Origin of the sequence: Congregibacter sp. (assembly GCF_965660375.1) — a bacterium.
GTDB lineage: Bacteria > Pseudomonadota > Gammaproteobacteria > Pseudomonadales > Halieaceae > Congregibacter.
Genome location: NZ_CBFHZO010000091.1, coordinates 78,350 through 100,516, shown reverse-complemented (window position 1 = coordinate 100,516; position 22,167 = coordinate 78,350). Strand labels below are relative to the sequence as shown.

The following is a 22,167-nucleotide window of genomic DNA, read 5'->3' as shown; positions in this document are numbered from 1 at the left end:
TGACGGTTGATCCCGAGAACGATCCGCCGGTAGTGGTTGATGACTCGACCAAGACTGATGAGGACGACAAGGACGACAAGGACGACAAGGACGACAAGGACGACAAGGACGAGGACGACAAGGACGACAAGGACGACAAGGACGACAAGGACGAGGACGACGAGGACGACTAGGACGACCAGGACGAGGACGACTAGGACGACAAGGACGAGGACGACAAGGACGAGGACGACAAGGACGACAAGGACGACAAGGACGAGGACGACGAGGACGACAAGGACGACAAGGACGACTAGGACGACAAGGACGACAAGGACGACAAGGACGACAAGGACGACAACGCACCCATCACTCTCGACCTCAACAACGATGGCACCGTCGAATACCTCTCTCGCGATGCGGGTGTGGTGTTCACCGATGAGACCACGGGTGAAGCGGTCAATACCGCCTGGGTCGCACCGGACGACGGCATGCTAGTTATCGATGCCGATAATTCCGGTACCGTGAACGAGGCCAAGGAATACGTCTTCACCGAGTGGAGCGAAACTGCCCAAACCGACATGGAAGCGGTCGCCGAGGTCTTCGATACCAATCAGGATGGCGTACTCGACGCCCAGGATGATCAGTTCGACCAGTTCACCGTTTGGCAGGATGCTGACTCCGACGGTGTGACTGACGAGGGTGAGCTGACGTCTCTGGTTGATCTGGGCGTAGAAAGTATTTCGCTTAACTACAACGACGACAGCCAGTCTGGCAGTGCTGCAGAGGGTGATGTGGTCATTCACGGTCAGGCAGATTTGACCTGGCAGGATGGTAGCGTAAGCCTTGTCGAAGACACCACGTTCAGTATTTCGGCAGCCGACGTGCTGGTTGATGACGGAGACGTGATTCTTCCCGCTGGCGAGGAAGATAACGCTGAGACAACGACTGTTGTTGCCGACGCTGCGCAGCCCACAGACTCGAGCAATCGTGAGGCGGACGTGGCCGCATTGGAGGTCGACTTGTTGCTCAACACCGGCAACGATGAGAAGCTGGATACGGGAGGCACTGAATAAATGTCAGCTGCTTCATTCGCCTAAATGGAGTAGCAGCTGATGCCTTATGTACAGCGCGACAGCGATAAGAACATATCGGCTGTGAGTCTTGAGCCGCAAAGCGGCTTTGATGAGCACGTTTTGGACGGTGATCCAGAGCTGAGCGTTTTTATGGAGGGCGTTACCGCATCAAACGCCCTCGCACGCACGGACATGGAATTTGTACGGGTGCTGGAAGACTTGCTGGATGTCCTCATCGCCAAGAACGTGCTGCTTTTTACCGAACTTCCAGAGGCCGCGCAGGCTAAAGTGCTGAAGCGACAGTCCCTGCGGCGCGATGACAATGCCCTGAATCTCCTGGATGATAACCCACGGGTCTAGGGGCCTGACATCCGTAAGAGCATCCAAAAGAGCGTTAGCTGTCCATCACCAGGGCGCCGGTGACAGCGCCAGCGCCACAGGCAAGGGCGGTGCTGCGTTCTTCTTCGTTTGTCACGCCTTCCGCAATGCACAAAACTCCCAGGGTGTGTCCGATATTGGCATAGGTCTGCATCAACGCCTGATTGCCCGGTGACTTGTCGATATTGCGGGTAAACAGACTATCCACTTTCAGGTAGTCTGCACCGAGCGTTCCCAGCTTGCCGATATCGCTAATGCGATAACCCATATGTTGAATACCCAGCTGCGCTTGGTGCTTGCGGAGGCAGCCCTGGAGCGCGGTAAATCCCGCCGGGTCGGAAAGTGCCGCAGACTCACTGATGTCTACACGGAGTCGCTCGGCCTCGTCCGGGTGCTTGCTTAGCTGGTAGTTCAGCCAGGATACAAAACCATCCTCTGCGATGGCACGGATCGAGAGCTCTACACAGGCGTTTTCAGGATTGGCCTCAAGGTGCTTTAGTCCTGCGCTAATGATCGCGCGATCAATCTCGCTGTTTAGTGACAGTCGATGTACCCAGGGCATAAATACGCCGGCGCGACACCAGCTGTCGTCAATTTTCAGTTGCAGTATCAACTTGCTGTGTAGCAAAGCCCCCTGTTGGTCGAGCACTGGGCAGGACTCAAACTGGAGGTATCCGGCTGTCAGCGCTTCGCGAAGCTTGCGTTCCCAGCTTTCTCCTTTCTCGCGCAGATTGGAAAGTCGCTTGTCGCTGCGAGACGCCAGCGTTAGATCGCCCGCGTCGGTGTGCGCAGACAGCATCAGTGCCTCGTCAAGGTCACTCATAATCTCACTGGCCGTATCTTCGGGCTCATAGTTGGCACAGGCTGATGGGATTTTCACTTCACCCACCAGATCGTGACGTTCAAGCACATCGATAAATGTCTGCTGCAACCTCGTGCCCAACTGTCGAGGGTCACTTTCCCGGGGGGACAGCACACAAAAATCTGCGATGTTGAGGTGGGCGATGGCCAGTTCAGGATTGTGTTCCTGGAGGCTGAGTAGGCTCCTGCCGATGTCGGCGATGAGTGCGTCCACAATTTTACGGCCATGAAGCTGATTAAGCTCCGTCAGACGGTGGATGCGGGCAAGGGCGATGGCGCCCGCGGCATCGGAGTCTTCCGCTATGAGTTTGCTGTTAAGTCGATTCATGAAGGCCGACCGCTGTTCCAGGCCGGTGAGTGGGTCTTTTTCATCAGCCAGCTGACCGCCCGTGAGTTTCTGCGCGTCTTTGGTGAGCATCTCCTGAACCCGCATGGCCAGGCTGTTCATGGCGCGGGTAACCCGGGCAAATTCCCGGGTGCGGGGCTCGGGGAGAGCCACAAAGCGTCGATCACCCATGGCATCGGCCTGATCCACCACCTGGTCAAGAGGTTTCAGTATGGTCCGCAGAATCAGGGATCCGAGGCCGCCCGCCACAACAATCGCCATCACCAGTGCGGCCAACGTTCGCTGGGCGCTGGACCAGAGCTCTTCATAGGCAAAGTCATCGTGTGTTTTAAGGCTCAAGGTGCCAAGTTGGGTCCAGCCGCTGCTGACCGAAGCCACACCGGGTGCCGCATCGATCTCAAAAATAGCACTTAGCCATGCGGGCGCGCGGCTGTGCTGTAGAGGCTTCGCCCGGTCGAAAACAAGTGCATCGTTGGCATCGCGAAAACGCACCCACTCATAGGAGCCCTGATCCAGCTGTGACGCGAGCTGAATCTCCAGAGCCACGGTGTCCAGCTGCTGCTGCGAGAGCGAGAGGGCCAGGGCGTTGGCATCGTCGCTGTTTTTAATACTCAGCTGTTCTTCGAGATAGCGACTGCTGCTCACACCGTTGATGATGAAAGTGGTGCCAAACACCACAAACATCAGCAGAATGATCGCAATCCATAATTGTCGGTAAAGGGACATGCTTCTCTCCTACCAGGTAGCCCTGAAGCCTTCGTCAACGATACGGTCCAGAACCTGCTGCCAGCGCGACAGTCGCTGTCGCGGATTGGCATTGCTGGGCCCCGTCGCACCGCTGATCCAAAGGGCATCGGCGTTAAAACTGAAAACAGGTGTCAGGTCCTGGCGGCGCGCTGCCGGCAAAACCCGCGTATTAATGTTGTCCAATATAAGTGGCGCTGCGCCTGGGGTCTCGTACCAGGCAAGCACCATGTGCGCCTGGCTCGCCCCGCCGGGACGTTGCGCCTTGACGTAAATCAGCCGGAGACTTTGAGGGGCCACACCGAGGGCCAGCAGGGTGACGTACTTGGCGATGGTGAAGTCCTCACAGTCCGCTTCCTTTTTGCCGAGGGTCTCCAGGGGGGTAGCCCAGTAGTCCTCGACGCCATAGATGCTTTGATCATCCCTCCAGCGAATGCGATCGTTAAAAAAAGCATTGGTGGAACTGAGCTTGGTGAGTACCGGGACTCTGCTGGTGGCCTCGATAAAGGTTTGCCAGGTATCGATAGACCGCACACCTTCCGCTCCAAACTCCTCCCGAGCCAACTGTCGCAGCTTGTCGAATTCGATCATACCCGCGAGCGATGCGCCCTGCAGCAGGCTCAGTAAGGCAATAAAGAGCACGCCGGATATGATTTGAGTTTTAGCGTGGTGGCTTTGGGCCATCAGTGTGCCGATGTGTGAACTTGCTCACAGTATAATCACGATGCAGCTGATAAATCGCGGTAATATAAGCGCTAACGAAATCTAATTTTCAGCCGCTCAAAAGCGGGTCCCTCAAGCAGCAATGGACGGCCCCTCTGTGGCTGAGCGAAAAAATCATGGAGAACGGCGATTACTAGTCACCAACAAAACACGGCTTTACCGCAGGGCCGATTGTTTTTGAGAGAAACGGCGCGCGTCATCGTGGGTATCTGCTTTGGTGTTGCGGGTACTGCCCCGGCTCTTGCACAGGAGGTGGGGACTTATGGTGAGGCGATTGTTACCGCGCTGGCGAGCAATCCCGCAGTGACCTCAGCCTATTACGAGTTCGAAGCAACCCGGGCATCGGAGCGTGCGGAGCAGGGCGATATGCTGCCCAGCGTCGATCTTTCCGGTGATTATTCCTGGCAGGATCGACAGACGCCTATCGCTGATTTTGGCGACTACGAGGCGGACTCCTTGCGCTTTTCTATCACGCAGCTGCTCTTCGACGGTTTTCAGAGTCGTGATGAGGCGCGAGCCAAGCGTTACGAAAAGCTCGCCCGCTACTATGATTTTGAGGCCGCCTCACAGGAGGTGGCGCTGTCGGCGACCCAGGCCTACGTAGACGCCGTGCGTTTTCAGAACCTGGTGCAATACGCTGAGCAAAATTACGTGGTGCACCGGCAGGTGTACAACAAGATCGCTGAGCGTGCTTCGGGGGGCGTCAGTCAGCGTGTCGACCTAGAGCAGGCCACAGCACGTCTGGCCCTCGCCGAATCCAACCTGCTCACCGAGGTGACCAATCTTCACGATACCCGTGTGGAGTTTCAGCGCATTGTAGGACTGTTGCCTGCCAAAACCCTGCCCATACCCGAGATACCCGCATCGGCGCTGCCGGTCACGCGGGACGAGGCGCTGGCGCGGGCCTATCGGAACAGCCCCGACATTAATCGGGCTATTGAAGAATTGCGTTCGGCCCGAGAATCCTCCAACGCCACCCGTGGTGTGATGTATCCGCGTTTTGACCTCCGTTATCGCAACGAGCAGGCGAGTAACACCGATGGCATTCTGGGAGACTACGATCTGCAGGCGGTGGAGGTGGTGATGAACTACAACCTTTATCGCGGCGGCTCGGACAGCGCCCGACGCCGTGAGGCGGCGAACAATTACTACTCTGCCGTGGAAGAACGCAAGGATGCCTGTCTGGCGATCCGACGCGAAACCATGATCGCTTTCAATGACATTGATGTGCTTCGCAGGCAGGTGGATTACCTCGAGCAGCAGTTAAGCGCCCAGGACAAAACCCGCCGGGCCTACAACGATCAGTTCGATATCGGTCAACGCTCTCTGCTTGACCTGCTGGACAGCCAGAACGAATTTTTTGATACCCAGCGGGCACTGATTACGGCGCGCACCCAACTTATTGCGGCGCAGGCTACGGCGCTGGCAAGGGTAGGGTCGCTCACTCGCGCTCTGGACGCCGAGGGCTTTAACGCCGACAAGCTGGCGGAGCTGGAGCTGAATCTGGAACGCAAGGAGAAAGAAGAAATCCCTGCCTGCCCCGAGGGCACGCCCGGCGCTCTTGAGATTGATCAGGAAGCTATCTTTCAGCGCCTTGATCGTGCGGCGGGCTCCCGTGGTGAGCTGTTGAATGAGGCGGGGGCTGCTGCGCCTGCGGATAAGGTAGAAGCGCCCGCGGCTGCTGCAGAAAGACTAGTCAATGCCGAGCCTGTGGATTCTAGACAGTACACCGTAGCCGAGGGCGAGACGCTTTGGTCCATCGCCAACAAAGCACGACCCGAGGGGGCGAGGACCGATCAAACCATAGCGGCTATCCAGCGTTTAAATCCTGACGCGTTTAATGGGGGTAGCCTCAGCAGTATCAAGGCGGGGTATACCCTCAGCCTGCCTGATGCACTTGATGTAAACGCTCAAGCACAATTCCCCACACCGTAGGATCAATCCCCATAGAAAAGTGGGTCGAATCCACCTCGTAGTGGGTTGCCTGCAGGCTGTAGCGATCGATGCACGCGGGCCAGGACACGATGGTGTCGCCCCGGGTAAAGATTATCGCCAGCGGTATCTTGATAGGGTTTACCGCATTCCGTTCTTCAATCAATTTATTGATGTGCTCGCGATCTGCTGCGCTGTAAGACTTTGCGCCAACGGTAAACGAAGGGCCGCCGATAACCGGTGTGCCATAGGTGACAACGGTGCTGACGTGCTCGGGTATCTCCCGGGCAATTTCTCGCGATACCACACCGCCAAGACTCCAGCCCACGAGCGCCACCGCGCGTCCCGCGGAGTCCGCTTTTGCTTTTACAACCGGCTTTAAAGCGTCTACATACCGCTGCACGTCGCCCTGATTGACGCCCAAGCCCCAGGTATTGGCATCGTAGCCCTTGAGTCGTAAAAGACGTCGGATAGGGAACATAGAGGATTCAGGGGCTCTGAAACCGGGCAGCAATAATACCGGCTCGCCGTGGCCCCGGGGGGCACGAAACAACTGCGGTGATGAGAGCCCTAAACGAACCGCCTCGCGACCGACCTTCCACTCGCTGCGCAGGTTGGGGAAATCCATGGCCCTGGGAGCGGGGGCCGGAGGCGGGGTGGAGTAGATCTTGTAATTTTGCACAGTGGCGGGGGTCTCGGTGAGTGGCCGTATCGATCTGTTTATCTCAATAGACCTACGCGAGCCGCTGTGCCGTGGTTCAGACGTTAAATCTAAAGTGCACCACATCCCCATCCTGCACGACATACTCCTTACCTTCCAAGCGCCAGCGACCCGCGTCCTTGGCGCCCTGCTCACCTTTGTGGGCGATAAAGTCTTCGTAGCCAATCACCTCGGCGCGGATAAAGCCCTTTTCGAAATCCGTGTGAATCACGCCGGCGGCCTGGGGGGCCGTGGCACCGACTTTGACGGTCCAGGCGCGGACTTCTTTTTCGCCGGCGGTGAAGTAGGTTTGCAGGTTCAGTAACTGATAGCCCGCGCGAATCACGCGGTTCAGACCCGGCTCTTCCATGCCCATATCTGCCAGAAACTCGGCGCGCTCCTCATCTTCAAGCTCGATGATTTCTGACTCGAGTTTGTTGCAGATTACCACCACTTCCGCGTTTTCTGTTGCTGCGATATCCCGCACGACATCAACGTAGGCGTTCCCTTCGAGTCCCTCTTCGTCCACGTTGGCGATGTACAGGGTCGGTTTGCTGGTGAGTAGAAACAGGGTTTTCACCAGCGCCTGTTCGTTGTCATCCAGAGTCAGCCCGCGTACGGGTCTGGCTTCGTTGAGTTGTGGCAGGAGCTTGTTCTCTAAAAGCGCTTTCATGGCGATGGATTCTTTGTCGCCACCCTTGGCTGTGCGCACCACTTTGGTCAGCTGCTTCTCACAGCTCTCGAGGTCCGCCAGGGCGAGCTCGGTGTTGATGATCTCGATATCCGCTGCGGGGTCGATGGCATTGGCCACGTGAATCACGTTTTCGTCCTCAAAACAGCGCACCACGTGAGCGATGGCATCGGTCTCGCGAATATTGGCCAAAAACTGGTTGCCAAGGCCTTCGCCTTTGCTCGCGCCGGCTACCAGGCCTGCGATGTCCACAAACTCCATGGTGGTGGCTATTTCTTTTTGGGGCTTCACCAGCGCGGATATCTTGCTCTGCCGCGGATCGGGCACAGGCACCACGCCCGCGTTGGGCTCGATGGTGCAAAAAGGAAAGTTCTCCGCATCAATGCCTGCTCGAGTGAGCGCGTTAAAAAGCGTTGATTTACCGACGTTGGGAAGTCCAACAATGCCGCACTTAAAACCCATAGCTATTCCTTAACCGGCGGAGTCAAAACCGAAGAGTCCGCACCATTAAAACTGTGTAATTGTGTCATGGCCTTTCCTGCGTCCCCTGCCAGCAAAAGGGGTAGCGCACGAATAGCCTCATCAATGCTGGCGGCAATGGCCTCACGATCGGCCGGTGAAGCCTTGGACAGCACATAGTTGCTCACCTGCTTTGCGGACCCGGGGTGACCGATGCCGATGCGCAGCCGGTGAAAATCCTTGCGGTTGCCCAGTGCCGGCACAATGTCCCGCAGCCCGTTATGGCCGCCATGGCCGCCATCAAATTTAAACCGTGCCGATCCCGGCGCAATATCCAGCTCATCGTGGGCGATAAGAATCTGCGACGGTTCAATCTTATAAAAGTTCGCCAGTGCCACTACGGCCTTACCACTGCGATTCATAAAGGTATTGGGGACAAGCACCCGTAGCTTGTGGCCCGCAAAGAACACCTCCGCGAGCTCGCCGTGATACTTGGTCTCGAGCTTGAAAGATCCGCCGGCCTGTCGTGCCAGTTCGCGCGCAAAGTCCTCCCCCGCGTTGTGGCGGGTGCCCTCATATTGCGATCCGGGGTTTCCGAGGCCGACAATCAGTTGAATGGGGTTGGGCATGAATCCATCTCTTGCTGACTACTTGATTTCCCAACGCAACGAAAAAGGGCAGCGTCACGCTGCCCTCGATCAGATACTGCATACGCCATCCCGAGGGAAAGCGACCGCAGATCAGTCTTCGTCGCCACCATCGCTTGCGCCCTCTTCAGCGCTTGCTTCCGGTGCGTCGTCTTCCGCTCCGTCTTCGTCGCCACCACGCTTGGCGCTCACAGACGTCACGGCCATATCGTGGTCTTCGCCCAGCTCGAGAGCGGTGGATACCACGCCTTCGGGCAAATTGAGGTCAGAGATGTGGATGATGTCAGCGGTGGTGACGTTCTCCATATCGACTTCGATGTACTCGGGAATCAAGCCTGGCAGACACAGAACTTCCAGTTCCGTGAGCAGATGCTCGATGATGCCGCCTTCGATCTTCACGCCGTGACACTTTTCTTCGTTGATGAAGTGCAGAGGAATGTTGACCTTGATCGCGACCTTGGCATCAACGCGCAGAAAATCCGCGTGCATGACGTCGTTGCGTGCGGGGTGGCGCTGCAAATCCTTGAGAATTGCTGGCTGCACATCACCATCGACCATTACGTCGATAACCTGTGAGTAGAACGCTTCGTCTTCCAGCGCTTTCTCCAGGTCCTTGCGGATGATGGTCAGCGGTGCGGGCTCTTTGCCGGCTCCATAAATGATTGCCGGAATATGATCGACGCTACGACGCAGGCGGCGGCTCGCACCTTTCCCCAGGTCGCTACGTACTGTGGCTGCAATAGCCATTTGTTTAGACATGACTGTCTCCTATAAATATCGGATTTGGGGTCGCCTGCGACCAGCTTCCCCGTCCGCTTAAAATGCGCTTTCTTGCCGGGCGTTTTGTCGACCTAGCTGAAAAGCGCGCTAATAGACTCCTCGTTCGAAACGCGGCGAATAGACTCAGCGAGCAAGTCGGCGATAGTGAGCTGCCGAATCTTGCCAATGGTCTTTGCCTCTTCCGAAAGGGGAATCGTGTCCGTAACCACAAGCTCGTCGAGCGCGGAGTTACGCACATTGTCCAAAGCCTTGCCCGAAAGTACCGCGTGGGTACAGTAGGCAGCGACTCGTGTCGCACCGCGCTCCTTGAGCGCGTTTGCGGCGTTACATAATGTACCGGCGGTATCGACCATATCGTCTACCAACAGGCAGGTGCGGCCTTCGACGTTACCGATAATGTTCATAATCTCGGTTTCGTTGGCCTTGGGCCGACGCTTGTCTATGATTGCCAGCTCCGCTTCATCCAGCTGCTTGGCAATGGCCCGGGCGCGGACTACACCGCCGATATCCGGTGATACCACCATCACGTTGTCGTAGTTACTGGCCTGAATATCGTCATTGAGCACTGGCGAACCGTAAATATTGTCTACCGGGCAGCCAAAAAAGCCCTGTATCTGTTCGGCGTGGAGGTCGACCGTGAGTACCCGATCAACGCCGACGGTGTTCATTAAATCAGCCACTACCTTCGCGGAAATAGGCACTCGCGAAGAACGTACCCGGCGATCCTGACGGGCGTAGCCAAAGTAGGGCACTACCGCCGTAATGCGGCCCGCTGACGCGCGACGGAGCGCATCAATCATTACCAGCAACTCCATGAGGTTGTCGTTGGTGGGCGCGCAGGTCGGCTGTAAAACAAAGACGTCCTTGCCTCGCACATTTTCGTTAAGTTCTACCGCAACTTCGCCGTCACTGAAGTGTCCCACATCGGCTTTGCCGAGGGACAGATAAAGGCGACTGGCTACTTTGCGGGCTAATTCCGGGTTGGCGTTACCGGTGAACACCATCAGCTTTGCGGACACGTTATGCCTTCCTTCGCTCATTCGCTATGCAACGATCGTGGTCTTGGTCGTTATAGTGGACGTGGCGGTGGTAACACCGCCATAAAAAAATGGCTGGGGTGGGAGGATTCGAACCTCCGAATGCCGGGATCAAAACCCGGTGCCTTGCCACTTGGCGACACCCCAATGATCGTTTGCGTCAGCGGTGGCCTGCTGCGCTCGTTGTTGTTACTTCTTGGCCCCGTGACAGCCCGTCAAGCTGTGCACAGATAGGTGACCGATTCAGGCCCCGGGCGACAAAACCTTGCCATTCTGCCGGGACTTGCTGCAGAGCCGACCTTGCCTGCGCTTCGCTGTCGAAGCTCGCAAACACGCTGGCACCGCTGCCGGTCATTCTTGCCTCTCCGAATTTCTCCAACCAAATCAACGCCTTATTAACAGGTTCGGCGAGGCGTCGCACGAGGGTTTCGAAGTCGTTACGGGTAGGCCCCGTAAAAAAGGCGGCCATTGTGATGGCGGGGGTGTCGCGTGTCAATTGCGGGTGCGAAAAAATCACTTTTGTTGATACATGGCAGCCTGGATGAATCACCAGAAACCAGCGTTCGGGCAGCTCCACAGGGCTGAGTTCTTCGCCAATACCCTCGGCCCAGGCACTGTGTCCGCGCACAAACACCGGCACGTCAGCGCCCAGTTGGCGACCGATGTCCGCCAGAACATCGATGGAGAGATTGAGCTTCCACAGCTGGTTGAGGGCCAAAAGGGTGCTGGCAGCATCCGAGCTGCCGCCGCCAAGGCCACCACCGGAGGGCAGGCGTTTGAGGAGTTTAATGTCTGCGCCTCGACCTTGATTGCCCGGCTGCGCAGGCGAAACGTCTTGGAGAAGCCGCGCCGCGCGCACGATGAGATTGTCTTTTGGGGCTACATCCTCCAGCGCGCCGTTTTCGCAGTGGAGATAAATTTCGCCATCCTCGCGAGCCGAGAGGGTGAGCTCGTCACCAAAGTCCAGCAACTGAAACATGGTCTGGAGGTTGTGATAGCCGTCAGGCCGCTGCTCTGTGATATGCAGAAACAAATTGAGTTTGGCGGGCGCGCTGACGGTGATCGATGACATGGGCGGATTATTGCACGGGAGGAGGGGCTGTCGATGGTCCTGGATTTTATTGAGGCAATAGCGAGGCGGCGCCCATATTTGATGCTTCTTATGGCATCATTTGATGTTTAATTTGATGTTAACGACGTTTAGTTTGGGGCTTTAAGCATGAGAACGACTGTGAGTATCGACGACCAATTGTTCGCAGAGGCAAGGCGTCTTACGGGCATAACCGAGAATACCGAGCTTATTCGTTTTGCCATCAAGCGAATGGTAGAGCGCGAGGCCGCCCGGCGGTTGGCATGCCTGGGTGGCGAGATGCCTGATCTGGAGATTCCCGGGCGACGCGCAGCGGCAATGGCCGAAGATGTCGAAAGCTGATGTGGCTGGTGGATACATCAGTGTGGATTGATCATTTTCGTAGCGGCTCTATACAGCTCCGACGTCTGCTCGAAGACGGGATGGTGCTTACCCATGAGTTTGTCATCGGTGAGCTCGCCTGCGGCCGACTAAAAGATCGGCAGGCAGTGCTGGGGTTTTTCGAGAGCCTGCCCCGCGTCTCTGTCGTCAGTCACTCAGAATTCCTGCACTTTGTGGACGCACATACCCTTGAGGGAACCGGGCTGAATTTTGTCGATATTCATTTGCTCGCATCAAGTCGACTGGATGATGGGGTAAAGCTCTGGACCTATGATGAGCGTCTGAACCGTGTCGCCAGCGTTATCTAACGGTGCTAAAGCTCCCAGCCCCGCAAGATAATTCTCAGAGTGAGTTCGCTGTCGGGCGCCGATAAATTCAAACGCGAGGGCATGGCCAGGCCCTGGGTCTCACGGTATTCGTCGTACTCCACCACCCAGCCGTTTTGTTCAATGCGCGCAGCCAGCGCATTGTCAGTCTCTAAGTGCGCTGTCGGTAAAGATGGGTCGGGCACACCGCGCAACCAGTGGTGGATGGAGTCCACGGGGACGGGGAGCAGTTGCCCTCCCGATAGCCAGGGCGCGGCATCGGCGGGATAAAGGCGTTCGATGCCATCGCGTTTGACGCGAAGCAGGGCGCCCTCATTGCGGATTTCTGTGCTCCCCACGCCCATGGGGCCCGATAGTCGCAGATCGCTCTGGGTGCCCGCCTGCTGCCAGTCAAGATTAGCGCTTCCGGCATCATCCGGAAGGCGGTAGGCGACTTTGCCGCGCACGCGCCACTCTTCCAGCCTGCCGATGACGGACAGCCGCTGTGCCCAGCGCTCTTCTTCGCTCAGCTGCTCCGCGCCGGGAGGCTGTGGCGCGGGTAAAGGGGATTCCGGGAGTGTCGAGCATCCGCTGAGTGCGGCTAGCAGCAGCGCCAAAAACAGCGCGGGAAACGCGGGTATCGCTACTATCAAGAGTCGGCGTCGGCTTGCAGGCTAATGCCCAGACGAGTGAGCGTTTCGTTGAGCACAGCATGCTGAGGGTCTTCCTGCAGGGCATTGCGCCAGACGGTCATGGCGCCTGTAGTATTGCCGATAGCCCAAAGCACTTCGCCGAGATGGGCAGCGACCTCAGGATCAGGGAAGGCGGCATAGGCCCGGGTCAGATACTGCTTGGCGTTTTCCAGATCGCCCTGGCGGTAGAGTACCCATCCCATGCTGTCGAGAATGGATGGTTCGTTGGGCGACAGAGCCAGGGCCTTTTCGATGAGCGCTTTGGCCTCGTCATAGCGGTCCGTGCGATTGGCCAGGGTGTAACCAAGGGCGTTGAGGGCGGTGGCGTTATCCGGATCCCGCTCGATGATGTCCCTAAGGTCCGTCTCTGCAGCGGCGAGATTCCCCGCCTGCTCGTGGGCGACGGAGCGGGCATAGCGCAGGTTGTCGGACGTCGGGAATTCATCAATGGCGCGGTTGAGCAGCGCCAGGCCTCTCTTATCTCGATCAGTCTCGTTGTAGATGTTGGCTTCCAGCGCATAGAGTTGCTCTTTACGCAGGGGATAGCTCTGGCGCAGTCGGTCCATGTAATCCGCGAGCTCCTGATCCCGGTCTTCAGCCACCTGAATCTGGGCGATACTAATAGTGGCCTTCATGAGGTCGGCGCCATCACCGACTTGCTGAAAGAGCTGTATGGCCTCATCTAGATCGCCTTCGCCGCGCGCGATTTGCCCGAGAAAGAGATAGGCCTCGTCGGTGCGCTGATTGAGCGCGAGGACCTGCTGGAGATAGCCCTTTGCTGCGTCGTTGTCCTCAAGTTCGTGGCTGATAAGCGCCAAAGAAAATAGCAGGTCCGCGTTGTGGGGCGCCTCGGCAGAGAGGATTTCAAACTGCTGCCGCGCCGCCGCCATGTCCTGGCTGGCCAGTAGGCGCGCATATTGGAGGCGCAGCTCGGTGCGCGTGGGGTCAACGTCCAGGGCCTCTTCCATGTGGACGAAAGGGGCGTCCATGCCCTGAGCGAGATTGAGTTTGGCTTCCAGAATCAGTGCCTGTCGCTGGTAGGGCTCCAGGGCAAACACCGGCTCCAGCCGTGCCCGTGTGGTCGCCGCGTCACCGCGCTCCTCGGCCATAAGGGCATGGGTGAGGCGTAAAGATACATCATCGCCCAGATCGTCATCGAGGAGCGCTTGTGCGTCGCTGTCGAGCCCCAGCTGATCGGCGGGCTGCAGGGCTTTGTAACGATTCAGGAGCACCGGAAACTTGGCTTTCTCTCCGGCTCGGGCCACCGTTGCCAGGTAGGGCAGGGCCTCGCGGTTGCGGCCCTGACGTGCCAGCAGTGTCGCCAATGTGCCGTTGGCCTCCACATTGCCAGGTTCCAGTGCGACCCACAGGCGCACGGCCCGGAAGGCTTCCCGTTCACGCTGCAGGTATTGCGCGAGGTGGGTGGCATGGGCGCTCACCCCCGGGTCCTGCAGTTCGTCCGCCTGTTCCAGGTAGGTGCTGAGCGCTGTATCAAAATCACGCCGACGCAGCGCAAACTCAGCTAACAGTAGCGGATAGACCGATGCTTCGGGGATAGGACGCTCGGGAGCCGGTGGCGGCGGTGGCTCGCTGACTACTGCCTCGCTCGCTGCTGCCGTCTGCTCGCCGGCGGCGCTCGTCGCGGCGTCGGCCATGGGATCAGTGCTGGCACAGCCACCGAGTAGCACGAGGCCTGCAGCCAGCGCGGATGTCTTGAGTAAATGGCGTAGTGAGGCGTTTACGAGCATGTGTCGGACCAAAATAGAATGCCTAAATGATGACACAGTGAGACAGTGAAACCCACGCCGCGTTCGATGGAGTCGACGCGCTTTGGTCCTGCTCTCCTGATGGAGGGGGTTTCTTGGCTTTTGGTGATTGTAAAAAAGCGCCACATAAACCCTGCGATTTCCTGCTTATGCTGCTAGAATCCTTTTCAATGGCGACTGACAAGTAAACTGGACACTTTTAGCTGTGAACCTGATAGCACTGGGCATTAACCACAACTCCGCACATGTTGATGTGCGCGAGCGAGTGGCTTTTGCCCCGGAGCAGGTGTCAGAGGCCATGAACGATGTCTGCCGCTCAGCGGAGATCGACGAGGTTGTCGTGCTTTCGACGTGCAATCGTACCGAACTGTATGCCGTCGCGCCGCCCACGAAGCCCCTGGACGAGAAAGCCCGGGAGCTCATCGACTGGATGGCGAACTATCACCACCTGTCTGCGGATGATTTGCGCGACGCTGCCTATCATCACGAGGGCGAAGCCGCGCTGCGGCACATGGTGCATGTAGCCGCGGGTCTGGACTCCATGGTGCTCGGTGAGCCGCAGATTTTTGGCCAGCTCAAGTCCGCGTATGCCGTCGCCAATGATGCGGGCACGGTCGGTAGTGAACTCGGACGACTGTTTCCCCGGGTGTTCACCATCGCCAAAAAAGTCCGCACGGATACGGCCATCGGCGAGAACCCTGTATCGGTGGCCTTCGCGGCAGTGGACGTCGCGCGACGCATCTTTACCGATCTCAACGACTGTAACGCGCTGCTGGTGGGCGCCGGCGAAACTATCGAGCTGGTAACACGGCATCTGATTGAGGCGGGTGTAAGCAATATCGTCATTGCCAACCGAACCCTCGGGCGCGCCCGGGAGCTGGCCCAGCAATTTGGTGCCGACGCCGTGCTTCTCGCAGAGATTCCCGATCATCTGCCCAAATCTGACATTGTTATCACCTCCACGGCGAGCCAGCTGCCTATTATTGGTAAAGGTACCGTGGAGTCAGCGCTCAAGGCGCGCCGTCACCGCCCCATGCTCATGGTCGATATTGCGGTCCCCCGGGATATTGAGCCCCAGGTCAGCGAGCTGCGGGATATTTACCTCTACAGCGTAGATGACCTGCGTCAGATCGTGGATGGCAATCTCCGCGCGCGACAGCAGGAAGTCAGCAAAGCCGACGAGATCATTGCCCAGGGCATTGCCAGCGTGGGCGAAGAGCATCGTTCGCTGGCTGCCGTGGATTTGGTCAAGGAGTATCGAAAATCCGCAGAAGCCGTGAGACAGCGAGAACTCGATAAAGCGCTGGCATCGATCACACGGGGTGACGATCCTCAGCAGGTGGTGGCACAGCTGGCACGGGCTATTACCAACAAGCTTATTCACGCACCCACTACCGGACTCAAAAAAGCCAGCGCCGAAGGGCGTCACGATGTTTTGGGTCACGCCGCGCGGCTTTTGGATCTTAAGGCGGAAAACGCCGAGACGGTTGATGCTCCAGCGCAAAAAATTGCTGAGAAACAGCCCGGGAAAGCGACCGCCGAGGTGGCTGTAGGTTTAACGGCATCGACGGTCGCCAGCGTCGCCGTCGACGGCCTGATCGACGGCGAGAGTGAAAGCGAGAAGCCCAGGACGCCCGGCCCGACCCTGCAGTGAAGCCCTCACTGTTGCTCAAGCTTGAGACGCTGTCCGAGCGTCACGAAGAGGTCTCGGCTCTCCTTGGAGACCCGGGCGTGATTTCTGATCAGGATCAATTCCGCCGTTTGTCCCGGGAGTTTTCAGAGCTGGAGACCGTCGTGAAATGTTTCGGCGAATACCAGGAGCTGCAGGGCGATCTCGAAGCCGCCGAATCCATGCTTTCCGACGATGACGCCGATATGCGCGAGATGGCCAAGGCGGAAATCAGCGAGGGCGAAGCCCGGCGCGAGGAGCTCGAAGCCGAGCTGCAACTGCTGTTGCTGCCCCGGGATCCCAAGGACAGCCACAACGTATTCCTGGAGATTCGCGCAGGAACCGGGGGCGACGAGGCCGCCATTTTTTCCGGGGACTTGCAGCGCATGTACAGCCGCTTTGCGGAGCGTCAGGGATGGCGCATCGAAGTGCTGTCCGAACGTCCCGGAGAGCACGGCGGTTACAAGGAAATCATCAGTCGTATTGAAGGCAAGGATGTTTACGCCTTTCTGAAATTTGAGTCGGGCGCCCATCGTGTTCAACGGGTGCCCGAGACCGAATCCCAGGGACGCATCCACACCTCGGCCTGCACCGTCGCGATTCTCGCCGAGCCCGAGGAGCTGGAGGCGGTGGAAATCAACAAGGCGGACCTGCGCGTGGACACCTACCGCGCATCGGGCGCCGGCGGTCAGCACGTCAACAAAACCGACTCCGCCGTGCGTCTTACCCACCTGCCAACAGGCATTGTCGTGGAGTGCCAGGATGAGCGCTCCCAGCACAAGAATCGGGCCCGGGCCATGTCCTTACTACAGGCAAAGCTCGACAGCAGCGCGGAGGAGTCTCAGGCCAGCGAGCAGGCGGAGCAACGCCGGAATCTGGTGGGCACGGGGGATCGCTCCGACCGCATTCGTACCTATAATTTTCCCCAGGGGCGGGTCACGGACCATCGCATCAATCTCACGCTTTACAAGCTCGATGAAGTCATGGCCGGAGACATGGAGGCGGTGCTTGGCCCTCTCCGTCAGGAGCATCAGGCGGATCAGCTGGCGGCCATGTCCGGACAGTAATGGCCACCGTTGAGCAGTTACTTGCCGAGAGCACGATAGTGACGATAGTGGCGGGTGACGACGCGCGACGGGACGCCCAGGTACTGCTCTGTGCCGCTCTCAAAAAACCACGGAGTTACCTCATAGCCTGGCCCGAAGCCGAGGTGCCGGAGTCTGCTGCGCAGCAGTATCGGGATTGGTTGCTAAACCGCGCCGACGGGGTCCCCGTTGCCTATCTCCTGGGTTATCGGGAATTCTGGTCCCTGAGCTTGGATGTGAGCGAGGCTACCCTCATCCCGCGACCGGACACGGAGCTCCTTGTGGAGCAGGCGCTGAATTCGGACTTACCCGCAACGGCTTCGGTGCTCGATCTGGGTACGGGTTCCGGCGCCATCGCTTTGGCCCTGGCGACGGAGCGTCCTTCATGGCAAATCAGTGCCGTGGAGCACAGCAGCAAGGCGCTCGAGATCGCTGTGGCCAACGGCCGGCGCCTGGGATTGGAGCGTGTGGCGTTCATGGAGAGCGATTGGTTTGCCGCGGTCAGGGGGCGATCTTTTGATCTTATAGTCAGTAACCCCCCGTATATTGCCGAGAACGATGGGCATTTGAGCACCGGGGACCTTCGCTTTGAGCCGCGCTCGGCGCTGGCCTCGGGGGCTGATGGGCTTGACGATATACGCCACATTGTTGCCCTGGCGCCGGGCTATCTTGAAGCCGGTGGACGCCTGCTGCTGGAGCATGGCTTTGAGCAGGGGACGGCGGTGCGAGCGCTGTTGTCAGCGGCGGGCTTTGAGGATGTGGCAAGCTGCAAGGATCTTGCAGGGCTCGAACGCGTCAGTGGTGGCGTGTGGTAAGGAGAGGGATTTTGCTGAGCGACCGGGAACTTGAACAGTACAGCAGGCAGTTAATGTTGCCCGATTTTACCCTCGAGCATCAGGAGCGCCTGCGCAGCGCCTGGGTGCTGGTGGTGGGCTGCGGTGGCTTGGGAAGTCCCCTTGCCATCTATTTGGCCGCGGCGGGTGTGGGACGTCTGATCCTTGCCGACGGTGACACCGTTGAGCGTACCAATCTCCATCGTCAAATCCTCCATGGTGAGAGCGACATCGGCAGGTCCAAGGCGGCATCTGCGGCAGCGCTCATCAGTGCCCACTATCCCGATTGTCGCGTTTCCCAGTTCATCGAAAGGCTTGAAGGCGAGGCGCTGAGTCAGGCCGTGAACGCCGTGCAACTCGTCGCCGATGGTACCGATAACTACCCCACGCGCTTCGCCCTCAACCGCGCCTGTATTCGCGCCGGAAAACCCCTGGTGTCCGCAGCGGCCGCACGCTCCGAGGGGCAGCTCGCCACCTTTGATGTTGCCGGTGGCGGCGCCTGCTATCGCTGTCTGTATCCCCAGGAGGGCGCAGCAACGGCGCTCTCCTGCCGCGACAACGGTGTTCTGGGGCCCGTAGTGGGGGTCCTGGGCACACTGCAGGCCCTGGAGGTCATCAAAGTGCTCACGGGGTGGGGCGAGTCCCTGCGATCCAGGGTGCTCATGCTGGACCTCAGGACCTATGCGCAAAACATCATTGAGGTAGCGCCCCGTCCCGACTGCCCTGATTGTGGTGAGGGCCTGCGTAGCGGTTTCGGTTTTTAGCCGGCGAGTAAACCGTCGAAAAAGCCGTCAGGAATCCGTGAAGAAGATCAGGGGAACGGTCTGCGAGGCGCGTGGTCAGAATGTCCGGTGATGCGTGAAGTGATATTTCCTCAGGATCCGGGAGGACAGCAGCAGTGATTTCATGGGTACAGGGATTTAGCCGGTTTCAGGAAGCCTTGTTTGGGCGTCTTGCCCATCTCGACGGACTGGCACCCCTGGCTCTGCGTCTTTATCTGGTGCCGGTGCTCTGGATGGCCGGCACGCAAAAAATAGCGGGCATGGAAAACACCATTGAGTGGTTTGCTAACGCGGACTACGGTCTTGGATTGCCGTTTCCCGCCTTGCTTGCCTACCTCGCTGCCTATGCCGAAGCGATCGGCGCCCTGTTGTTGCTCCTGGGGCTGGCGACGCGGTGGATCTCCATTCCCCTGATTATCGTTATGCTGGTGGCGATATTTGCCGTGCACTGGGATAACGGCTGGGCAGCCATTGCTGATTCCAGCGTACCCGAGGTGGCCCAGCGCTTGGGCGCGGCCCGGGATCTGCTCCGGGAGTATGGGAATTACAGCTGGCTCACAGAGCGCGGTAACTTTGTCATTCTCAACAACGGCATCGAGTTCGCGGTTACTTACCTGCTCATGCTGCTGGCCTTACTTTTTACCGGTGGGGGTCGTTATGTGAGTGTCGATTACTATCTCGGTCGTCTGTTTAATCGCTGATCAATTATTCGCCAAAAATGCTAGACTTCGCGCCTAAATTTTTAGGTAGATATTCTTTTGACCAGTTCCAACCGATCCAACAACGCCTCTCGCACCGGTTCCTCAGAAAGCGGTAATGCAACCAACGGTAAGAGCCCGTCTTCCTGGAGTGTCGATGAGTTCGATGTCGCGCCGGAGGAGGGTAAAACCCGTTTTCATGATCTGGATCTGCACCCGACTCTCATGCACGGGATTGCAGAAATTGGTTTTGAGTATTGTTCTCCCATTCAGGCGCAGATTCTTCCGCACACGCTGCAGGGTCACGATGCCATTGGTAAGGCGCAAACGGGTACCGGTAAAACTGCGGCGTTTCTGATTACCATTTTTGACGATCTGCTCAAACACCCCCACGAGGGTGAACGGTTTTTGGGCGAGCCCCGGGCGCTGGTCATTGCACCGACCCGGGAGCTGGTAATGCAAATCGCGGCGGACGCCGCGGATCTGGGCAAGCACACCGGCCTGAATACCTGCACCCTGATAGGCGGCATGGATTACCAGAAACAGTTAAACCAGCTGGGCCGCGAGGTGGTGGACCTGGTTGTTGCGACGCCGGGTCGACTCATCGACTTTACCGGCCGCCGCGACCTGGTGCTGGATCAGGTCGAAGTGCTGGTTCTCGACGAAGCGGACCGCATGCTCGATATGGGCTTTATCCCACAGGTTAAGCGCATCGTGCGCCAGACCCCCCACAAGGATTATCGCCAGACGCTGCTGTTCTCCGCGACCTTTACCCAGGACATCATCAATCTGTCCCAGCAGTGGACCACCGATGCGATCACCATCGAGATCGAGCCCGATCACGTGGCCACGGACTCGGTAGATCAGCGCATTTATCTGGCGAGCAGTGAAGAGCGGTTCCGTATTCTGGTAAATCTTTTGCGCAGTGATGACGCGAGTTCGGTCATTGTCTTTGCCAATCGACGCGATCAGGTGCGGCGCCTTTTTGAGCGCCTGCGCAAAGCCAGCATTACCTGCGGCATGCTCAGCGGCGAGATTGCCCAGGCCAAGCGCACCAAGACCCTCGATCAGTTCAAAAAGGGTGAGATTTCAGTACTGGTGGCTACCGACGTCGCTGGTCGCGGTATTCACGTTGACGGCGTGACCCACGTCGTCAACTACAACCTTCCTGAGGACCCGGAAGACTACGTGCACCGCATCGGCCGCACCGGCCGGGCCGGTGCTAGCGGCACGTCTATCAGCTTTGCCAGTGAGGACGATGCCTTCCTGCTGCCAGATCTCGAGGCGTTACTTGGCGAGCCCGTGGTTTGTGAACATCCGCCGGCGGAGTTGTTGTCGCGCTAGGCATCGAGTGTTGGCGTCTGTTTTTCGGTCGCCAGATCAAAGCTCCCGCCCGGGTGGCGATGCGCGATGAGGTCGTAGCGGGCGTCGCGAGCCATGGAGAGCCTGCCCCGCTTCTTGGGCATGGCGAGCGCCGAGCCTGTCATGGATGACGCTTTTTGGCGTCCCGCGAAGGCCTTATCGCGCATCGCTACCCTTGTCGAAGCAATTATACGTTTGCCAAAAAAACCAGGTGACTACCGAAGCTCCTCCACGTACAAAATCGTCGCGCCGACGACGGCTGCAGGCACCACGAAGAAGTTCACGATAGGCACACTGGCCAGAGCCGCGACCATGCCGCCGAATCCGAGGCTGGAGAGGCGGCGGTCACTGACCGCGATGCGCACGTCCTTGAAGCTGTATTGGTGGTTGTCCATGGGATAGTCCACAAACTGCAGGCTCATCATCCATGCGCCCAGGAGGAGCCAGAGGAAAGGGGCGACAGCGTTGACTGCGGGAATAAAGCTGATGATGAGCACCATGGTTGCCATGGGGATGTAGTACACCAGTTTGGCCAGTTCCCGGAAGATGCCGCGGGGGATGCTTAGCAACGCGGCACCGAGGCCTTCGAGACCCTGCACGGGTTGGCCGGTAATCAGCTCTTCCGCTTTCTCTGCCAAAAGAGCATTAAACGGTGATGCAATGAGCAGGGCAACGGCGGTAAACAGGTAGCCGGTCACCAGGGCCACCGTGAGCCCGATGATGGGCCAGATGATCCATTCCAGGAATGACAGCCACTCGGGTAGCCATTCCATCCAGCTGTTCACCCAGGCAACAAGGTTGCTGAGGCCCCAGCTGATGAGTGAGCCAAAAATGATGACGTTGATGGTCAGGGGCACCAAAACAAAGGGCCTGAGCTTCGGGTGACTGAGCATCTTGCCGCCGCGAATAAGGCAGCCGGCTCCGTACATGGGATCGCCTTCCAATTTTCTTCCTGATCTGTGTGTCCGCTTGTCTGCGTATTTTAACGCGAGCACAATGTTTCGTGCGGGGCTGAGCTATTCTCCGCGTCAGGCCGAGTTCCCTGTGCGACGAGCAAACGCCCCTGCGAGGCTCCGCTTCGCACAAGAACAGCGGATAAGGGAGCTTTATCGGGTGACGGTGATGGCTGACCAAAGATTTCAGGAGGCGGC

General features: G+C 58.3%; 23 protein-coding genes and 1 tRNA gene. 11 read left to right on the top strand and 13 right to left on the bottom strand.

From position 1 onward, the window contains the following. Nucleotides 1-407: 407 nt before the first annotated feature. Nucleotides 408-1,055, top strand: coding sequence for a hypothetical protein (locus ACTG3T_RS08870; RefSeq protein WP_439101906.1), 648 nt, complete (start codon nt 408-410; stop codon nt 1,053-1,055). 39 nt (nt 1,056-1,094) lie between these two features. Beyond that, nucleotides 1,095-1,415, top strand: coding sequence for a hypothetical protein (locus tag ACTG3T_RS08865; protein WP_439101905.1), 321 nt, complete (start codon nt 1,095-1,097; stop codon nt 1,413-1,415). A 34-nt stretch (nt 1,416-1,449) separates the two neighbouring features. Here ACTG3T_RS08865 and ACTG3T_RS08860 read toward each other — a convergent pair whose 3' ends face one another. Beyond that, nucleotides 1,450-3,366 carry a bifunctional diguanylate cyclase/phosphodiesterase gene (locus ACTG3T_RS08860; RefSeq protein ID WP_439101904.1) on the bottom strand — a complete coding sequence of 639 codons (1,917 nt, stop codon included), beginning with the start codon at nt 3,364-3,366 and terminating at the stop codon, nt 1,450-1,452. Between the two features lie 9 nt (nt 3,367-3,375). Further along, a complete protein-coding gene (locus tag ACTG3T_RS08855) occupies nt 3,376-4,068 on the bottom strand; it encodes a transglutaminase-like cysteine peptidase (RefSeq protein ID WP_439101903.1) in 693 nt (230 codons plus the stop codon). 210 nt (nt 4,069-4,278) lie between these two features. On the opposite strand from ACTG3T_RS08855, the gene ACTG3T_RS08850 reads away from it, so the two are divergent. Next, complete coding sequence (locus tag ACTG3T_RS08850) at nt 4,279-6,042, top strand: TolC family outer membrane protein (protein ID WP_439101902.1); 1,764 nt, start codon at nt 4,279-4,281, stop codon at nt 6,040-6,042. Here ACTG3T_RS08850 and ACTG3T_RS08845 read toward each other — a convergent pair. The 7 genes from ACTG3T_RS08845 to ispE all read right to left on the bottom strand — a co-directional run bounded on the left by ACTG3T_RS08845 (nt 5,987) and on the right by ispE (nt 11,425). Further along, on the bottom strand, nt 5,987-6,721 hold the full coding sequence (locus tag ACTG3T_RS08845) for an esterase/lipase family protein (protein ID WP_439101901.1): 735 nt from the start codon (nt 6,719-6,721) through the stop codon (nt 5,987-5,989). The two genes, ACTG3T_RS08850 and ACTG3T_RS08845, sit on opposite strands and share 56 nt — an antisense overlap. Before the next feature lie 76 nt (nt 6,722-6,797). Then, nucleotides 6,798-7,892: a redox-regulated ATPase YchF gene (gene ychF, locus ACTG3T_RS08840; protein WP_439101900.1), complete on the bottom strand. Its 1,095-nt coding sequence runs from the start codon at nt 7,890-7,892 to the stop codon at nt 6,798-6,800. Between the two features lie 2 nt (nt 7,893-7,894). Continuing rightward, a complete protein-coding gene (gene pth / locus ACTG3T_RS08835) occupies nt 7,895-8,518 on the bottom strand; it encodes an aminoacyl-tRNA hydrolase (protein WP_439101899.1) in 624 nt (207 codons plus the stop codon). Between the two features lie 111 nt (nt 8,519-8,629). After that, nucleotides 8,630-9,295, bottom strand: a complete 666-nt coding sequence (locus ACTG3T_RS08830; protein WP_439101898.1) for a 50S ribosomal protein L25/general stress protein Ctc — start codon at nt 9,293-9,295, stop codon at nt 8,630-8,632. Nucleotides 9,296-9,387: 92 nt separating this feature from the next. Then, nucleotides 9,388-10,320: a ribose-phosphate pyrophosphokinase gene (locus ACTG3T_RS08825; protein ID WP_439101909.1), complete on the bottom strand. Its 933-nt coding sequence runs from the start codon at nt 10,318-10,320 to the stop codon at nt 9,388-9,390. 105 nt (nt 10,321-10,425) lie between these two features. After that, a tRNA-Gln gene (locus tag ACTG3T_RS08820) sits at nt 10,426-10,500 on the bottom strand. Nucleotides 10,501-10,513: 13 nt separating this feature from the next. Next, on the bottom strand, nt 10,514-11,425 hold the full coding sequence (ispE, locus tag ACTG3T_RS08815) for a 4-(cytidine 5'-diphospho)-2-C-methyl-D-erythritol kinase (protein WP_439101897.1): 912 nt from the start codon (nt 11,423-11,425) through the stop codon (nt 10,514-10,516). 159 nt (nt 11,426-11,584) lie between these two features. Here ispE and ACTG3T_RS08810 point away from each other — a divergent pair, with 159 nt between their 5' ends. Further along, the gene (locus ACTG3T_RS08810; protein ID WP_439101896.1) at nt 11,585-11,785 is read left to right on the top strand and encodes a type II toxin-antitoxin system VapB family antitoxin; all 201 of its coding nucleotides are present in this window, start codon (nt 11,585-11,587) and stop codon (nt 11,783-11,785) included. After that, nucleotides 11,785-12,132, top strand: a complete 348-nt coding sequence (locus ACTG3T_RS08805; RefSeq protein ID WP_439101895.1) for a type II toxin-antitoxin system VapC family toxin — start codon at nt 11,785-11,787, stop codon at nt 12,130-12,132. Before ACTG3T_RS08810 ends, ACTG3T_RS08805 begins: the two co-directional genes overlap by 1 nt. Nucleotides 12,133-12,137: 5 nt before the next feature. Here ACTG3T_RS08805 and lolB read toward each other — a convergent pair whose 3' ends face one another. Together lolB and ACTG3T_RS08795 are read right to left on the bottom strand one after the other, a co-directional pair. Beyond that, nucleotides 12,138-12,782 (bottom strand): lipoprotein insertase outer membrane protein LolB, encoded by a 645-nt coding sequence (gene lolB / locus ACTG3T_RS08800; protein ID WP_439101894.1) that lies wholly within the window; start codon nt 12,780-12,782, stop codon nt 12,138-12,140. After that, nucleotides 12,779-14,569, bottom strand: coding sequence for a tetratricopeptide repeat protein (locus ACTG3T_RS08795; RefSeq protein WP_439101893.1), 1,791 nt, complete (start codon nt 14,567-14,569; stop codon nt 12,779-12,781). Before ACTG3T_RS08795 ends, lolB begins: the two co-directional genes overlap by 4 nt. 223 nt (nt 14,570-14,792) lie before the next feature. Here ACTG3T_RS08795 and hemA point away from each other — a divergent pair, with 223 nt between their 5' ends. The 6 genes from hemA to rhlB all read left to right on the top strand — a co-directional run bounded on the left by hemA (nt 14,793) and on the right by rhlB (nt 20,998). Next, nucleotides 14,793-16,241 (top strand): glutamyl-tRNA reductase, encoded by a 1,449-nt coding sequence (gene hemA, locus ACTG3T_RS08790; RefSeq protein ID WP_439101892.1) that lies wholly within the window; start codon nt 14,793-14,795, stop codon nt 16,239-16,241. Continuing rightward, a complete protein-coding gene (gene prfA, locus ACTG3T_RS08785; RefSeq protein WP_439101891.1) occupies nt 16,238-17,323 on the top strand; it encodes a peptide chain release factor 1 in 1,086 nt (361 codons plus the stop codon). The genes hemA and prfA overlap by 4 nt, the downstream gene beginning before the upstream one ends. Beyond that, nucleotides 17,323-18,156 (top strand): peptide chain release factor N(5)-glutamine methyltransferase, encoded by an 834-nt coding sequence (gene prmC, locus ACTG3T_RS08780; RefSeq protein WP_439101890.1) that lies wholly within the window; start codon nt 17,323-17,325, stop codon nt 18,154-18,156. Before prfA ends, prmC begins: the two co-directional genes overlap by 1 nt. Before the next feature lie 11 nt (nt 18,157-18,167). Then, nucleotides 18,168-18,938: a HesA/MoeB/ThiF family protein gene (locus tag ACTG3T_RS08775; RefSeq protein WP_439101889.1), complete on the top strand. Its 771-nt coding sequence runs from the start codon at nt 18,168-18,170 to the stop codon at nt 18,936-18,938. Between the two features lie 134 nt (nt 18,939-19,072). Further along, nucleotides 19,073-19,657, top strand: coding sequence for an HvfX family Cu-binding RiPP maturation protein (locus ACTG3T_RS08770; RefSeq protein WP_439101888.1), 585 nt, complete (start codon nt 19,073-19,075; stop codon nt 19,655-19,657). 57 nt (nt 19,658-19,714) lie between these two features. Further along, complete coding sequence (gene rhlB, locus ACTG3T_RS08765) at nt 19,715-20,998, top strand: ATP-dependent RNA helicase RhlB (RefSeq protein WP_439101887.1); 1,284 nt, start codon at nt 19,715-19,717, stop codon at nt 20,996-20,998. Here the strand turns inward: rhlB and ACTG3T_RS08760 are convergent. Both ACTG3T_RS08760 and cysZ read right to left on the bottom strand, forming a co-directional pair. Beyond that, nucleotides 20,995-21,141: a hypothetical protein gene (locus tag ACTG3T_RS08760; RefSeq protein ID WP_439101886.1), complete on the bottom strand. Its 147-nt coding sequence runs from the start codon at nt 21,139-21,141 to the stop codon at nt 20,995-20,997. The genes rhlB and ACTG3T_RS08760 overlap by 4 nt on opposite strands. Nucleotides 21,142-21,231: 90 nt before the next feature. Continuing rightward, nucleotides 21,232-21,960: a sulfate transporter CysZ gene (gene cysZ / locus ACTG3T_RS08755; RefSeq protein WP_439101885.1), complete on the bottom strand. Its 729-nt coding sequence runs from the start codon at nt 21,958-21,960 to the stop codon at nt 21,232-21,234. Between the last annotated feature and the right edge of the window lie 207 nt (nt 21,961-22,167).